At 47.5% G+C, this 12,793-nt stretch carries 16 protein-coding genes and 1 tRNA gene; 2 read left to right on the plus strand and 15 right to left on the minus strand.

Annotated features, from left to right (window positions below; genetic code table 11):
* Positions 1 to 190 precede the first annotated feature (190 nt).
* The 5 genes from C2I18_RS11950 to rpsF all read right to left on the minus strand — a co-directional run bounded on the left by C2I18_RS11950 (position 191) and on the right by rpsF (position 4,226).
* Positions 191 to 2,155, minus strand: coding sequence for an endonuclease MutS2 (locus tag C2I18_RS11950; RefSeq protein WP_249901394.1), 1,965 nt, complete (start codon positions 2,153 to 2,155; stop codon positions 191 to 193).
* 418 nt (positions 2,156 to 2,573) lie between these two features.
* Positions 2,574 to 2,948: a VOC family protein gene (locus tag C2I18_RS11955; RefSeq protein ID WP_249901395.1), complete on the minus strand. Its 375-nt coding sequence runs from the start codon at positions 2,946 to 2,948 to the stop codon at positions 2,574 to 2,576.
* Positions 2,949 to 3,098: 150 nt separating this feature from the next.
* Positions 3,099 to 3,371, minus strand: a complete 273-nt coding sequence (gene rpsR / locus C2I18_RS11960; RefSeq protein ID WP_019914552.1) for a 30S ribosomal protein S18 — start codon at positions 3,369 to 3,371, stop codon at positions 3,099 to 3,101.
* Positions 3,372 to 3,392: 21 nt separating this feature from the next.
* A complete protein-coding gene (gene ssb / locus C2I18_RS11965; RefSeq protein WP_249901396.1) occupies positions 3,393 to 3,893 on the minus strand; it encodes a single-stranded DNA-binding protein in 501 nt (166 codons plus the stop codon).
* A 48-nt stretch (positions 3,894 to 3,941) separates the two neighbouring features.
* Positions 3,942 to 4,226 carry a 30S ribosomal protein S6 gene (gene rpsF, locus C2I18_RS11970; RefSeq protein ID WP_189028975.1) on the minus strand — a complete coding sequence of 95 codons (285 nt, stop codon included), beginning with the start codon at positions 4,224 to 4,226 and terminating at the stop codon, positions 3,942 to 3,944.
* Positions 4,227 to 4,443: 217 nt separating this feature from the next.
* On the opposite strand from rpsF, the gene C2I18_RS11975 reads away from it, so the two are divergent.
* Positions 4,444 to 4,641 carry a YjzC family protein gene (locus tag C2I18_RS11975; RefSeq protein ID WP_249901397.1) on the plus strand — a complete coding sequence of 66 codons (198 nt, stop codon included), beginning with the start codon at positions 4,444 to 4,446 and terminating at the stop codon, positions 4,639 to 4,641.
* Between the two features lie 364 nt (positions 4,642 to 5,005).
* On the opposite strand, the gene C2I18_RS11980 is transcribed toward C2I18_RS11975, so the two are convergent.
* From C2I18_RS11980 to C2I18_RS11995, 4 genes are all read right to left on the minus strand, one after another.
* Positions 5,006 to 5,096: transfer RNA gene (locus C2I18_RS11980), tRNA-Ser, on the minus strand.
* A gap of 43 nt (positions 5,097 to 5,139) precedes the next feature.
* On the minus strand, positions 5,140 to 5,352 hold the full coding sequence (locus C2I18_RS11985) for a DUF951 domain-containing protein (protein ID WP_249901398.1): 213 nt from the start codon (positions 5,350 to 5,352) through the stop codon (positions 5,140 to 5,142).
* Entirely contained in the window at positions 5,352 to 6,404 is a 1,053-nt protein-coding gene (locus C2I18_RS11990; protein ID WP_249901399.1) for a mechanosensitive ion channel family protein, read from the minus strand. Before C2I18_RS11990 ends, C2I18_RS11985 begins: the two co-directional genes overlap by 1 nt.
* A gap of 10 nt (positions 6,405 to 6,414) precedes the next feature.
* A complete protein-coding gene (locus C2I18_RS11995) occupies positions 6,415 to 6,672 on the minus strand; it encodes a putative Se/S carrier protein (RefSeq protein ID WP_249901400.1) in 258 nt (85 codons plus the stop codon).
* A gap of 158 nt (positions 6,673 to 6,830) precedes the next feature.
* Here C2I18_RS11995 and yyaC point away from each other — a divergent pair, with 158 nt between their 5' ends.
* Positions 6,831 to 7,439 (plus strand): spore protease YyaC, encoded by a 609-nt coding sequence (yyaC, locus tag C2I18_RS12000; RefSeq protein WP_249901401.1) that lies wholly within the window; start codon positions 6,831 to 6,833, stop codon positions 7,437 to 7,439.
* Here the strand turns inward: yyaC and C2I18_RS12005 are convergent.
* From C2I18_RS12005 to rsmG, 6 genes are all read right to left on the minus strand, one after another.
* Positions 7,411 to 7,911, minus strand: a complete 501-nt coding sequence (locus C2I18_RS12005) for a DUF4446 family protein (protein ID WP_249901402.1) — start codon at positions 7,909 to 7,911, stop codon at positions 7,411 to 7,413. The genes yyaC and C2I18_RS12005 overlap by 29 nt on opposite strands.
* Before the next feature lie 20 nt (positions 7,912 to 7,931).
* Positions 7,932 to 9,095, minus strand: a complete 1,164-nt coding sequence (locus C2I18_RS12010) for an aminotransferase class V-fold PLP-dependent enzyme (RefSeq protein WP_249901403.1) — start codon at positions 9,093 to 9,095, stop codon at positions 7,932 to 7,934.
* A 92-nt stretch (positions 9,096 to 9,187) separates the two neighbouring features.
* Positions 9,188 to 10,030, minus strand: coding sequence for a ParB/RepB/Spo0J family partition protein (locus tag C2I18_RS12015; RefSeq protein WP_249901404.1), 843 nt, complete (start codon positions 10,028 to 10,030; stop codon positions 9,188 to 9,190).
* A complete protein-coding gene (locus C2I18_RS12020) occupies positions 10,023 to 10,784 on the minus strand; it encodes a ParA family protein (RefSeq protein ID WP_249901405.1) in 762 nt (253 codons plus the stop codon). Before C2I18_RS12020 ends, C2I18_RS12015 begins: the two co-directional genes overlap by 8 nt.
* 160 nt (positions 10,785 to 10,944) lie before the next feature.
* Positions 10,945 to 11,760 (minus strand): nucleoid occlusion protein, encoded by an 816-nt coding sequence (noc, locus tag C2I18_RS12025; RefSeq protein ID WP_249901406.1) that lies wholly within the window; start codon positions 11,758 to 11,760, stop codon positions 10,945 to 10,947.
* 310 nt (positions 11,761 to 12,070) lie between these two features.
* Entirely contained in the window at positions 12,071 to 12,793 is a 723-nt protein-coding gene (gene rsmG, locus C2I18_RS12030) for a 16S rRNA (guanine(527)-N(7))-methyltransferase RsmG (RefSeq protein WP_249901407.1), read from the minus strand.

Here is a 12,793-nt window from a genome sequence, read left to right on the forward strand (position 1 = left end):
CTATTCCTATTTCAATATAAGTTATATATATCACAACCTGCATAAATTTTTAATTCATTAGTTTTAACAAACAAACTATATATAGGATATACAATAATTGCACTAATGTGAAGCTTCATAATTGTAACCTCTTTCCTGAAGTGTCAAAAGGCCTGCCCTCGCGGGCAGACCTCAGCCGGTATTTTAACCGCTACAGCTCCTCTTCCTTGTGGACAATCGTCAATCCCTCCACATGTTTTTTCCTCATCAGCTTGCGCTTTTTACGGGTATCCTTGCTCTCAAAAATAATATCAAAATCATAATCCTCAGGATAAAGCTCCTCTTTGGAAAGGTAAGGCTTCAGCCTTTTATGGTTGATACGCATTTTTTGCTGCCGGATCATCACACCGACCATTCCCCGCGTGTCCCGCTTCTCGTACACAATTCCCCGTCTGCCCAGCGAAGTGACATATACCGCATCCCCTATTTCAAAAGAATGCTGCCGGACGGCTTCAGCTTGAGAATCTGACTCCGGCTCCGGCTCCGCTTTCTGAACCTGTTCTGAACTTTCAGGTGAGTCTATACGGCCCGGCTCCTGAACGCTTCCGTAATCCGGTATCCGGCTGGTCCACAGACCGCTGTTTTCCGGCCTCTGCTGCCGGGCTGCCAACTGGCGTGAACGTTCGATAACATTCTCCGGAATACCCAGCTTCTGCGCAATCTGCAGCGCATAGCTCTCCCCTGCTTCCCCGATGGTCAGGCGGTAGAGCGGCTGCAGCGTATCCTTGTCGAACTCCATCCGTGCATTCTGGAAGCCGGGAGTTGCGGCTGCAAAGGCTTTTAGCTCGTTGAAGTGGGTAGTGACAATAACATTTGCCCCTTTACGGTTCAGCTCCTCCAGAATAGCAATGGACAGCGCGAAGCCTTCCCCCGGATCTGTGCCTGCCGCCAGCTCATCGATCAGCAGCAGCACCCCTTTATTGGCATCCCGCAGCATTCCCTCGATGCTCTTCATCTGTGCGGAAAAGGTGCTCAGCGACTGCGTCAGGCTCTGTCCGTCCCCGATGACACTGATGACATCCGTAAATACGGGGAAATCGCTGCCCTCTTCCACAGGCACCAGCAGCCCGGATTGCACCATTACAGTCAAAAGACCCAGCGTTTTCAGCACGACCGTCTTTCCGCCGGTATTCGGTCCTGTGACGATCAGCGATTTGTACTCTCTGCCAAACTCCAGACTGACCGGCACCATGCTGTTTAGCTTGGGATGTCTGCCTCCGTTCATTTTCAAATACCCGTGTTCGTTCAGGCTCACTCTCCGTGCCCCAAGCGTCCGTGCATATTTCGCTTTGGCAAAAATAAAATCATAGGTGCCCGTTACCTCAATGTTCAGCCGCAGTGCTCCCTGCTCCTGTTCCACGAGACCGCTCAGCATACTGAGAATGATGCCCTCCTCCCGCGCCTCATCCGCTGTCAGCAGCTCCAGCTCGCCTTGAAGGGCAGCTATCTCATAGGGCTCAACGAACACTGTCTGCCCGCTTGTAGACTGATCCAGGACTGTCCCTTTGATCTGCTTATGATACTCACGCTTGACGGGAATAACGTACCGACCGCCCCGCATGCTGACCAGACTCTCCTGCAGGATAGTTTGATGTCTGGACATAATGCTCTCCAGCTTCCTGTTCAGCCGGTCTTTGGCCACAGCAATACGCTTGCGCACTCTTTCGAGCCCCTTGCTCGCCTGATCTTCGATTACACCGAAGCGGATACAGCGCTCAATCTCTTCTCTTACAGCCCTAAGCTCCATCAGCGATGCTGCATAAGCGGCAATACGCGGTGCTGTATGCTCCTTGGAGGCCATGTACTTCCGCAGCTGGCCGCAGCTGTGCAGAAAGGTGGATACTGCCATCAGGTCCTGCTCGTTGTACAAGTAGCCTGTTCCAAGCAGTGACATCATCCATTCAATGCCTTCAAGCGAAGGCAGCGGCACACTTGAGCCCTTTTCCAGCAGCTCCTTGGCCTCCTCCGCTTCCTCCAGTGCCCGGTGAATGGCAGTCAGATGGGTCATCGGCGTCATTTCACTTACATATCGTCTGCCCTCATAGGATACGGCATATCCCGCCAGGTCCTCTTTGATGTCCCCGTATTCCAGTGTATTTAAGCTTTGCAGGTTCAACTTACATCCTCCTCTAATCTTCTCCTGGTTCAGCAGGCTTTTTTCCTAACGCAAAAAAGGGCAAAGAATGCCACTACGGCAGTCTTTGCCCTCATTTATATGGTGTTGTCACTCTTGTGGAAAACAGAAAAAACCGTGCTGCAAGAGCACGGTTAATCACAAAGAGAACAACAGCCGTAAAGAGGCCATTATGACGCTTCGCGTGTTCTTAACTAAATCATCCACCATCAGTAATATACCGCCTTAGAGCAAGTCCCTCGGGACACACTCAAACAGAGCACACGTATCGTAACAAACGGGCCTGCTGCAGTCATTATTCAGGTGATATGAAATTGCTTAGTTAAGAACGCTCACCAACATCAAAATTTCCCCTTTATTCATTAGGATACCTGTAATTTACTACATTTGCAGAAGAAGGTCAATTGGCGGTAAAACAATTCATAACCCAGGTAATCCTGTTTCTGCCGTCAGTAACTTGTCCATGAAGCGCGCCGAAGAAGGTTTTTTGCAGCTCGACTGCCGCTTTACCGCCGTCGGCAATCAGTCTATCATAGATTCCGCGCAGCTGATCTTCATTATCCAGCGTCAAAATAATGCTCACATTATCCGTCTTGGCACCTTTGCCATAATCATCGGAGAAATGAATCGGATTCTGGCCAAGCCACAGCTCAGCATGCAGCAGCTTGCCCTGGTGTTCATTGAGAACCTTAACTTCTCCTCCAAAAATACTCTGGTAATATTCTACGGATTCCCGTACATTTTCGATAATTACATAAGGGCCTGCGCTGATCATACTCCATCCTCCAGTTTGTTCATTAAGTACAGCCTCATTTAAGCTGTCACATTATATTATATGTAATTAGCCTTGCTTCAACCATAGCCAGACCTCTTTCAGACGCAGCAAAAAAGCAGCCGGCTGGGCCGGCTGCTTCTATAAAACGTCCTATTCCGTTGTGTAAGGCAGCAGCGCGATTTGACGCGAGCGTTTTACAGCAATGGTCAGAGCGCGTTGGTATTTTGCACTTGTACCAGTTACACGACGCGGCAGAATCTTTCCGCGTTCGCTGATGAACTTCTTAAGAAGCTCAGTGTCTTTATAGTCAATGTGAGTGATTTTGTTCACAGTGAAGTAGCACACTTTTTTGCGCTTGTTGCGTCCACCACGACGTGCAGGTCTTTTGTCGTTGTCTCCGCCTTCTCTTTGTTTGAAAGCCATGTTCGTTTCAGTCCTTCCTTATTAAAATGGCAAATCATCGTCCGATATATCGATCGGTTTTCCATCGCCGGAAAAAGGATCTTGATTATTGTTGTTACGCGAGAAATTATTGTTATTTCCGCGTCCACTGTTACCGCCACCGCCATAGGCTGGTTCTTCAGGCATGCCTGCACCACTGGATGTATTTCCGCCTTCACGGTTCTGCGAGGATTCCAGGAAACGGACATTATCAGCAATAACTTCAGTTACGTATACACGTTTGCCTTCGTTATTCTCGTAATTCCGCACTTGGATGCGTCCTTCTACGGCTGCCAGACGTCCTTTGCGCAAGTAATTGGCACAGGTCTCAGCCAGCTGTCTCCAGGTTACTACCGGGATAAAGTCCGCTTCGCGTTCACCGTTCTGGCCCGTAAAGTTACGGTCTACGGCAAGCGTAAACTGTGTTACGGCGACACCAGCGGGAGTATAACGAAGTTCCGGGTCACGGGTCAACCGACCGATCAGAATGATACGGTTCAACAAATCTAGTCCCCTCCTTTACAGCGATTCACTACAAAGCTTGTCAAGATCTTAGGCAACGTCGTTCGTAATGAGATAACGAATAACTTCGTCGGAAATCTTCATGATACGCTCAAGCTCAGTAACTACTGCAGGTTCAGCAGTAAAGTTAACCAATACAAAAACGCCATCACGGAATTTCTTGATCTCATACGCAAGACGGCGTTTACCTTGCACATCGTGCTTTGTAATTTCTCCGCCGTTGGAGATGATGCCTTGGAATTTTTCGACTGCTGCTTGAACGGCTTCTTGTTCAATGTCAGGACGAATAATGTACATGACTTCATATTTGCGCATAATTTTCACCTCCTTATGGTCTGCGGCCCCTGATCATTGCCAGGAGCAAGGAACGAGCACAAACATAGACTCGCACCAAATTAGTTTACCAAATTGTGAATCTGATTGCAAGTCAAAATAATATCCGCTGATTATTGGGAGCTAATGGGCTACATGAACCCCCCCCGCCTGGCACACAATATAACCGCATTACTACATCATCTGAGGAGGGATTTACATGGGTGAGCAGACTGAGTATGAAAAAGGCGATAAGGCGCCTAACCCCGGAGTCTATACAGAAGTAGGGGAAGCCCGCAGCTTCCATACCCAAATCAATAATCCGAAACGGATTACGATGGAAAAGGGCGATACCTTTCCGGAGACGACGAACAAAAACCGCAAGTGGAAAAAGGTTGAAAAAGCACGGGTCCATTAATTTTTATAACACATGTATAGGGCAGCACATTCCGGACCATAATAATATCAGGCAGTACAAAAGAGAGGTGTGGTTCCGTTGGACTTCGTAGTCGAACAAATCACTGGGATTTCCGAATCGGCAACTATCGTAACACGGGAAGTGTAAGGCTGTACCCTTAAAAAAGGTTATCAGCTTCAGCAAAGCCCAATCACTTTAGACGCTTTAGACAAAGATCTTCCGAACATCATTGATGTACTGCCTCTGGAGAGGGACCGCAAGGTCCCTCTTTTTGCATGTCTTGCTTCATGTAATTATGCTGAAAACAAAAAAGCCTCCGCATCTTAAGCGAAGGCTTGAATTAACGAATTATAAAATGCTGTAGTGGCGGAGAGGGTGGGATTCGAACCCACGCACGCTGTGACACGCCTAACTGATTTCGAGTCAGCCCCCTTGGGCCTCTTGGGTACCTCTCCACAGCATGATTTATCATATCATGATTTATTTACTTTGGCAAGCTTAATTATTCAGCTCTGGCTGCTGCGTGGATCTCAGCACTTTTTTCATGTTCTTTTCGAACTTTGCGCGGGGAATCAGGACACTATGCTGACAGCCCGTACATTTAATCCGGATATCCATGCCCATACGGATAATCTCCATCTCATTGGTGCCGCACGGATGCGGTTTTTTCATCAGCACAATATCCCCCAGCTGAAAAACCTTACGTTCCATCAGTTTTCCCCCTCTTCTCCCTTTTCCTCTCTGGTAACGGCGATCTGCCGTCTGGGACTGGGTTCAGCCCGGCCCTGTGTATGCTGATCTTCTGCCCCCTCTTCTGCCTCCTGCGCCAGTCTCGCCTTCTCCGCAGCCTCAGCTTCCTGTGCAGCCTGTTCACGCGCTTTCTGCTCAGCCTCAGCCGCCTCCAGCTTGGCCTGATGCTCCAGCGCCTGCTTGATATCAGCCTGAATTTGCCGTTCTGCAATATCTCTGGCATTAGGCTGGCAATTCGCGGCTACCCGGATGACATACTCGGAAGTGCTCATGGACTGGATTCCAAGAATATTGGGGTAAGCAAGCACACTTTCATTACGCTCTTCAATGCCTTTCAATGCCTGGCCAATCAGCGCAAGCGTTGCTTCAAGGCCCCGCTCCATCTTTACAGGAACATCCACAACCGCCAGGGCATTAGCCAGTGAATAATTGGTTACATTGATGATTGTACCGTTAGGAATGATATGGACCTCACCGGTAGTACTCAGCAGACGGGTTGTCCGCAGCCCGATCATTTCCACCGTTCCTTTAAACGTCCCTGTCTGAATCACATCACCCACCGCGAACTGATCCTCAAAAATAATAAAGAAGCCTGTAATAACATCCTTGACCAAACTTTGGGCCCCGAAACCAATGGCAAGGCCAATAACCCCTGCACCTGCAATCAGCGGTCCCAGGTCAAAGTTGAATTCCGCGAGAATAAGCATGATCATAACGAAATTACATATAACGGTCACCACATTCTTCAGCAAACCGCCAACCGTTGAGAATCTGCGGCTGTGGGCAAGCGATCTTCCCCCGGTTTCCCGTTCCATAGAACGGTCGATGACACTATAGACAAGTTTAATGATTATCCGGGTGACAAGGAAGATCACAAGAATTCGCAGACCCGAAAACAGTACATTCGCCCACATATCCGCATTGCTCGCCCAGTTCCATAACCTGTCCTTGAACCGGACCACTTCCTGCACAGCTTCATCTGTAGCTGCTGATGCCAAAATCCACTCCTTCATATGGCCCCTCCTAATCTTCAATCATAGTATATCCGCTGCCATCCTTCAGCTTGCCGAATATGCCGCGGATTTCCACATTTTGTTCCCTCACAATCTCCCGCACCTCTTCGAGTGCCTGCTGACCGAACTGGATTGACATCGCACAGCCGGCTGTTATTTCCTTGGGTGTGGGGAAAATATCAATCTCGATCTCGGCATATTCCAGCAGCATTTCGGCCCGCAGTGCCTGCTGGGTGGAATCAAACGCAATCAGAAGCTCTTCCTCCATATTACGACTCCCTCTGGGCTTATTGTCCTATCTCTTGCCCGTGTAGTATAAAAAGTCTCTTTCATCCATATACTAGGATCATTAGCTCAGTTGCCAGAGTGAAAGAAAGAGTAATACTGATGCGTACCCTATACGTTCTGTCCAGAAAGGAAGATGGTATGAATTTCTCTTCTAAAGCTGCGCCGCTGCAAGAACTGTCCTGTCTGAAAATATCGCATACCGATCCTGATATCTATTCTGCTATTACACACCGTCTGCTGTTCCACTTCTCACGGACCCGCCCGGACACCCCGATTGTGATTGTCTGTGTAGGCACTGACCGCTCTACCGGAGATTCCCTGGGGCCGCTTGTCGGCACTTCCTTAGCCCGCTTTCACAGCCCCCTGTTCCATTTGTATGGAACACTGGACGAGCCTGTGCATGCAGTTAATCTCGAAGAGACGCTTGGGGCTATTTATGCCAAATATAACGATCCTTTTATCATTGGAATCGACGCCTGCCTGGGGCATTCGACCAGTGTAGGAAGCATACAGGTTGTGGACGGACCCTTAAGACCGGGTGCCGGTGTTAACAAACAGCTGCCGCCTGTCGGTGATATTCATTTGACCGGCATTGTGAATGTCGGCGGTTTTATGGAATATTTTGTATTACAAAACACCCGGCTTAGCCTGGTAATGCGGTTGTCCGATATTATTGCGACCAGTCTTTACTCTGCCCTCAAGCAGTGGAAACTTCATGCTAAATCTGCTGCAGCGCTTGAGCAATAACCTCTTTTTCCTCCGGTGATAAAGGATACTGGGACTCTCCACCCTCGACCGGTTTGGAGTAGATATAAGAGTTTTCCCTGTTATGCAGGCTGGTGAGCACAATACCATTACGGTTATCATCAACAATAGCCAGTGAGAAGCTCAGGTCATTGCCGCGCTCTCCAAAAGCATTATAACGCTTCACGGCTACCTTCGATTTCATGCCGCGGATTTTGCCCTGTGCCGCTTCCAGCAGTGCCTGATGTTCACGCTGGCCTTCTTCCAGCATGTCGCTTTGGGTTTTCAGATCAATCAGCAGGCTCTCGAGATCTTCCACTCCAGAACCGGCCATCATGGCTTCATATCTGCGGCGCATCTTACGAAGCTTTACCGCTTGGGTGATCTGAATGATTGCCATCACAACAATAACAGCAGCAAAGGCCATGATTACCCCTGCTAATTGTTCATTAATAATCTCATTCAATTCTGACATGTATGGACCATCCTTTTTAATTATCTGCTGCGGGTACGGCCATATAATTCCACCATCGCATCCAGCATTTTTGTAATTTCTTCGTTTGTTGTGCTGGGGCCTACGCTCGCTCTGACAGCTCCGCTCTTCAGTGTATCTGCAGCCTGGTGTGCCAGCGGTGTACAATGCATACCGGCTCGAACAGCGATGTTGTAATCACGGTCCAGCCGGTACGCGATATCAGCCGAATCCTGTCCTTCAATTATGAAAGACACGATCCCGCTCCGCGGTGCACCGATATCCGGACCCAGAATTCTCATTCCGGGTATTCCGGACAGTCCCTCCATCAGCTTTTGCGTCAGCTGCCATTCCTGCTCATGAATAGTAGACAGCCCAAGAGATTTGATCTTTCTAACTCCTGCAAGCAAACCTGCGATTCCCACAGCATTCTGAGTACCTGCTTCATAGCGGTCAGGACGTACAGCAGGCTGTGCACTATTTTCCGACTGGCTGCCCGTACCTCCGAGCATTAACGGTTCGAGGTCAAGTGCCGGTGATATATATATACCCCCTGTGCCCTGGGGACCAAGCAGCCCTTTGTGGCCGGGAAAGGCAAGCAGGTCGATATTCATCTTCCCTACATCAATGTCCAGTGAGCCTGCGCTTTGGGCTGCATCTACCAGAAACACAGCTCCTTGTGATTTCACTATATCTCCGATTTCCCCTATAGGAAGGATACTGCCGAGAAGATTGGAGCTATGATTACAAATCACCATTTTTGTATTTGGCTTAAAGCTTTTTTTCAGCTGCTGAAGATTTAGCTGCCCCTGGCTGTCCACCTGCAGATAATCGATATCAATACCTATGGACTGGCGCAAATATTCCAGCGGCCTGCGCACAGAATTATGCTCTGTCATAGTCGATATCACATGATCTCCTGCTTGAAGTGTTCCCCTGATAGCCATATTTAGCCCCATCGTCGTATTATGGGTAAAAGCAATATCCTGGGGATTGGACGCACAAAAAAGCTCGGCCAGCTGGCCCCGTGCCCTTACCATCACTCTTCCCGTACCTATAGCTAATGCGTGATTTCCGCGGCCTGCATTTGCACCGGAATGCTGCATTGCATCTATCATCGCCGCAGTAACTTCAGGCGGTTTCGGCCATGAGGTAGCCGCGTGATCCAGGTACACCAGTTGCTCCATCTTTTCACCCCTCTGTTCAGTTTAAAAAACATACCCCTCCATATCCGTATTAAGGATATCTCAGGATATGTTATGGGTCACAGATATCCGCATTAGTTGCCTAACAGTTCCAGTAGTCTTTCCAGGTCTTGGGGGCTGTAATAATTGATCTCGATTTTCCCTTTTTCTTTACCCTGTTTAATTTTTACAGTGGTTTTAAACCGTTCACGCAAAGTCTCCTCAACATTGTTAATGTAAGGATCCTGCTTGACCACCTTCGCTTTAATTCCATTAATCGGCTTGCGGTCCAGGTTCTTCACGATTTCTTCCAGCTGTCTAACGTTCCACTCTTGCTCTACACATTGTTCAGCCAAATGCTTAATCGTCTCTGGATCCTTCAGCCCCACAATGGCCCGCGCATGTCCCATGGAAATTGTTCCACGTGAAACATATTCTTTTACCTCTTCAGGCAAGGTTAACAAGCGTAAAAAGTTAGCAATATGCGATCTGGATTTACCGACCTTCAGTGACAGTTCCTCTTGCGTCAGGGAGAACTGATCCATCAACCCTTGATAAGCAACAGCAATCTCCATGGCATTCAAATTTTCACGCTGTAAGTTTTCAATAAGGGCAATTTCCATTACCTGCTGATCGCTTAGACTGCGGACTACCGCCGGGATGGTCGCTTTGCCGCAATACTGGGAAGCCCTAAATCTGCGTTCACCGGCAATGATTTCATATCCCTTCAATACACTGCGGACAATAATCGGCTGAATCACACCATGCTGTCTGATGGATTCCGCCAGCTCCTGAATTGCCTCTTCATTAAAGTCTTTTCGCGGTTGGTAAGGGTTCGCACGCAACTGGCCCAAAGGAATCTCCACAACCTTATCATCTTCATTGATAGATAAGGATGGAATTAACGCATCCAGCCCCTTCCCTAAACGCTTACTCATAAGAGATCACTTCCTTTGCCAACTCTAAATATACCTCTGCTCCTTTAGAGCGGGAGTCATACGTAATGATGGATTGTCCATGCGAAGGTGCTTCACTTAACCGCACATTGCGCGGAATAATGGTTCGATATACCTTTTCTTGAAAATACTTCTTAACCTCTTCTATTACCTGTATTCCCAGATTAGTCCGGGCATCAAGCATCGTTAAGAGAACCCCTTCAATCTTCAAATGCGGATTAAGGTTCTTTTGCACAAGTCTCACAGTATTAAGCAGCTGGCTCAACCCTTCAAGTGCATAGTATTCACACTGAATAGGAATAATGACCGAATCAGCAGCAGTCAGGGAATTTATAGTAAGTATGCCGAGCGACGGAGGGCAATCGATAATGATATAGTCATAATTGCTTTTAACCGTATTCAGTGCCTTTTTCAATTTCAATTCTCTGGAGATTGTGGAGACCAGTTCGATCTCTGCTCCCGCTAATTGAATCGTTGCCGGAATAATATGGAGTCCTTCGATCTGTGTTTCCAAAATTGTATCTTTAGGTTCTGCATCATTAATTAAAATATCATACACGCAATTTGCTACATCCGCTTTGTTCACACCTACTCCGCTTGTAGTGTTGCCTTGCGGATCGATATCGACAAGCAGTACCCGTTTCCCCAAAGTAGCCATTCCGGCACCAAGGTTGACTGAAGTTGTGGTTTTACCAACCCCGCCTTTTTGATTTGCTATGGCAATAATCTTGGACACTTATTTCACCTCGAATTGTTAGGAAAAATCATCTTGTAGGTCGTGTACTATTATGGTGTGACATTGCAGGGTAGTTTTGATGTTCATTATCGATACCCCCTGGTCCAGGTCACAGAAAAGGCGGCCAATCACCTCAGGGCCGCCTTCAGCTTTGAACAATTTATCTTTTAGGAATCTGAATCACAATCTCGTAGTGGTCACCGCGGTCGTTTTCGGAGGTTTTGATTTCCATACCTGAGCCTGTAACCATATCTATGGATTGACGAATTGTATTAAGCGCGAGGCGGACATCCTTCGTATAGGATACCCGTTTGGACTTCTTATGCTGTGTAACGGTCTTGTAAAAAGCAATTCGGGCTTCAGTCTGCTTAACGTTCAACCCTTTGGATATAATCTCAGCCAACACCTTCAACTGCATTTCCACACTATCCAGTGAGAGCAGCGAGCGGGCGTGCCGTTCAGTAATCTGGCGTTCCATAAGAGCTGTTTTAACCTCTTCAGGCAGCTGCAGCAAACGAATTTTATTGGCAATGGTAGACTGGCTTTTCCCAAGACGCTGAGCCAAGCTCTCTTGAGTCAACTGATGAATATCAATCAATTTCTGATAAGCAATGGCTTCTTCAATTGACGTTAACCCTTCACGCTGCAAGTTTTCGATCAGAGCAATAGATGCGGCCTGTGAATCATTGAATTCACGGACAATAGCAGGAATAGTGTCGAGACCAAGCTTCTTGACTGCCCGCCAGCGGCGTTCACCAGCAATAATTTCATACTGTGAATCACGCAGGCGCACCACAATCGGCTGAATAACACCATGTGTCTTAATGGTCTGGCATAGCTCGTCTATCTTCTCATCATCAAATATGGTCCGTGGCTGATAAGGACTGCTAATGACCTCATGAACCGGGATTTGTTTGATTTCTTCTCCGCTGCTCCGCTCGGTAAATCCAAAAAGCTTGGTGAATTGTTCTTTCATTCCGTTCATAACCACCTAATTTCGTTATAGTACGATCCTCTTGACCTTGCTTCTGGAAAAGCTCATCGTACAGCAATAAAACAGCCTGTGAAAGCAGGCTTAGAACTCTTGATCCTGTGAATAACACCCGGTTAGAAATATTGTCATTGTTTAAAACTCTTACTATATTATTCTATCATCTTTTCTCTCATAATCCTATTCTCCATAAAGACCTATTTTTCCTGCATCCAAAAAAAGATCAAGCCCTCATCTTAAATGAGCAGCTTGATCTTGAAGTTAAGCAATATGAGGTTTGTTTCACGTGAAACAATTAAATAAGCGGAGATTTAGCCGGAATACCGGCTTTGCGCGGATACTTGGCTGGTGTTGCACCTGTCTTACGGATCATAACAATATGGCGTGATGACTCCTCGACAGGCAGACTGAAGGACTCCACCTTTTGAAGCTCAGCACGCAGCTCCTTAAGACTTCGTTTGGCTTCAGCCAATTCCTCGGAAGGATCATTACCCTTCATTGCTGCAAAGATGCCGTCCTTTTTAGTGAAAGGCAGGCAAAATTCATTCAGCAGCGATAGACGGGCTACAGCGCGGGCGGTTACGACATCATAAGCATCCCGATGGGCAAAAACCCTGGATACATCCTCTGCCCGTCCATGGATCAACTGTACATCCTTTAACCCAAGCGTATCGCAAATATGCTGTAGAAAGGAAATCCTCTTGCTGAGCGAATCAACAATCATCAGCTTCAAATGGGGAAAACAAATTTTCAGGGGGATCCCCGGAAAACCAGCTCCCGAACCGATATCTGCCAAGCTGCTCACTTCATTCATATTTATATAGAAGGAAAGTGAAAGAGAGTCATAAAAATGCTTCATATATACTTGATCACGTTCCGTGATTCCGGTCAGGTTCATTTTTTCGTTCCAGGACACCAGCTCCTGAAAATACAGCCCGAACTGTTCCAGCTGCTTCGCTGAAAGCTCGATCCCTTGTTCTTTTAATAAATCAATGAACTGTGCTGCAGTGTTGTCCAT

Origin of the sequence: Paenibacillus sp. PK3_47 (genome assembly GCF_023520895.1) — a bacterium.
Lineage (GTDB): Bacteria > Bacillota > Bacilli > Paenibacillales > Paenibacillaceae > Paenibacillus_AQ.

Excerpts from the sequence above, each read along its gene's own strand:
- C2I18_RS11955 (WP_249901395.1), bottom strand. The coding sequence starts at position 2,948 with ATGATCAGCGCAGGCCCTTATGTAATTATCGAAAATGTACGGGAATCC.
- rpsR (WP_019914552.1), bottom strand. The coding sequence starts at position 3,371 with ATGGCTTTCAAACAAAGAGAAGGCGGAGACAACGACAAAAGACCTGCA.
- rpsF (WP_189028975.1), bottom strand. The coding sequence starts at position 4,226 with ATGCGCAAATATGAAGTCATGTACATTATTCGTCCTGACATTGAACAA.
- C2I18_RS11975 (WP_249901397.1), top strand. The coding sequence starts at position 4,444 with ATGGGTGAGCAGACTGAGTATGAAAAAGGCGATAAGGCGCCTAACCCC.
- C2I18_RS11985 (WP_249901398.1), bottom strand. The coding sequence starts at position 5,352 with ATGGAACGTAAGGTTTTTCAGCTGGGGGATATTGTGCTGATGAAAAAA.
- C2I18_RS11990 (WP_249901399.1), bottom strand. The coding sequence starts at position 6,404 with ATGAAGGAGTGGATTTTGGCATCAGCAGCTACAGATGAAGCTGTGCAG.
- C2I18_RS11995 (WP_249901400.1), bottom strand. The coding sequence starts at position 6,672 with ATGGAGGAAGAGCTTCTGATTGCGTTTGATTCCACCCAGCAGGCACTG.
- yyaC (WP_249901401.1), top strand. The coding sequence starts at position 6,831 with ATGAATTTCTCTTCTAAAGCTGCGCCGCTGCAAGAACTGTCCTGTCTG.
- C2I18_RS12005 (WP_249901402.1), bottom strand. The coding sequence starts at position 7,911 with ATGTCAGAATTGAATGAGATTATTAATGAACAATTAGCAGGGGTAATC.
- C2I18_RS12010 (WP_249901403.1), bottom strand. The coding sequence starts at position 9,095 with ATGGAGCAACTGGTGTACCTGGATCACGCGGCTACCTCATGGCCGAAA.
- C2I18_RS12015 (WP_249901404.1), bottom strand. The coding sequence starts at position 10,030 with ATGAGTAAGCGTTTAGGGAAGGGGCTGGATGCGTTAATTCCATCCTTA.
- noc (WP_249901406.1), bottom strand. The coding sequence starts at position 11,760 with ATGAAAGAACAATTCACCAAGCTTTTTGGATTTACCGAGCGGAGCAGC.
- rsmG (WP_249901407.1), bottom strand. The coding sequence starts at position 12,793 with ATGGACAACACTGCAGCACAGTTCATTGATTTATTAAAAGAACAAGGG.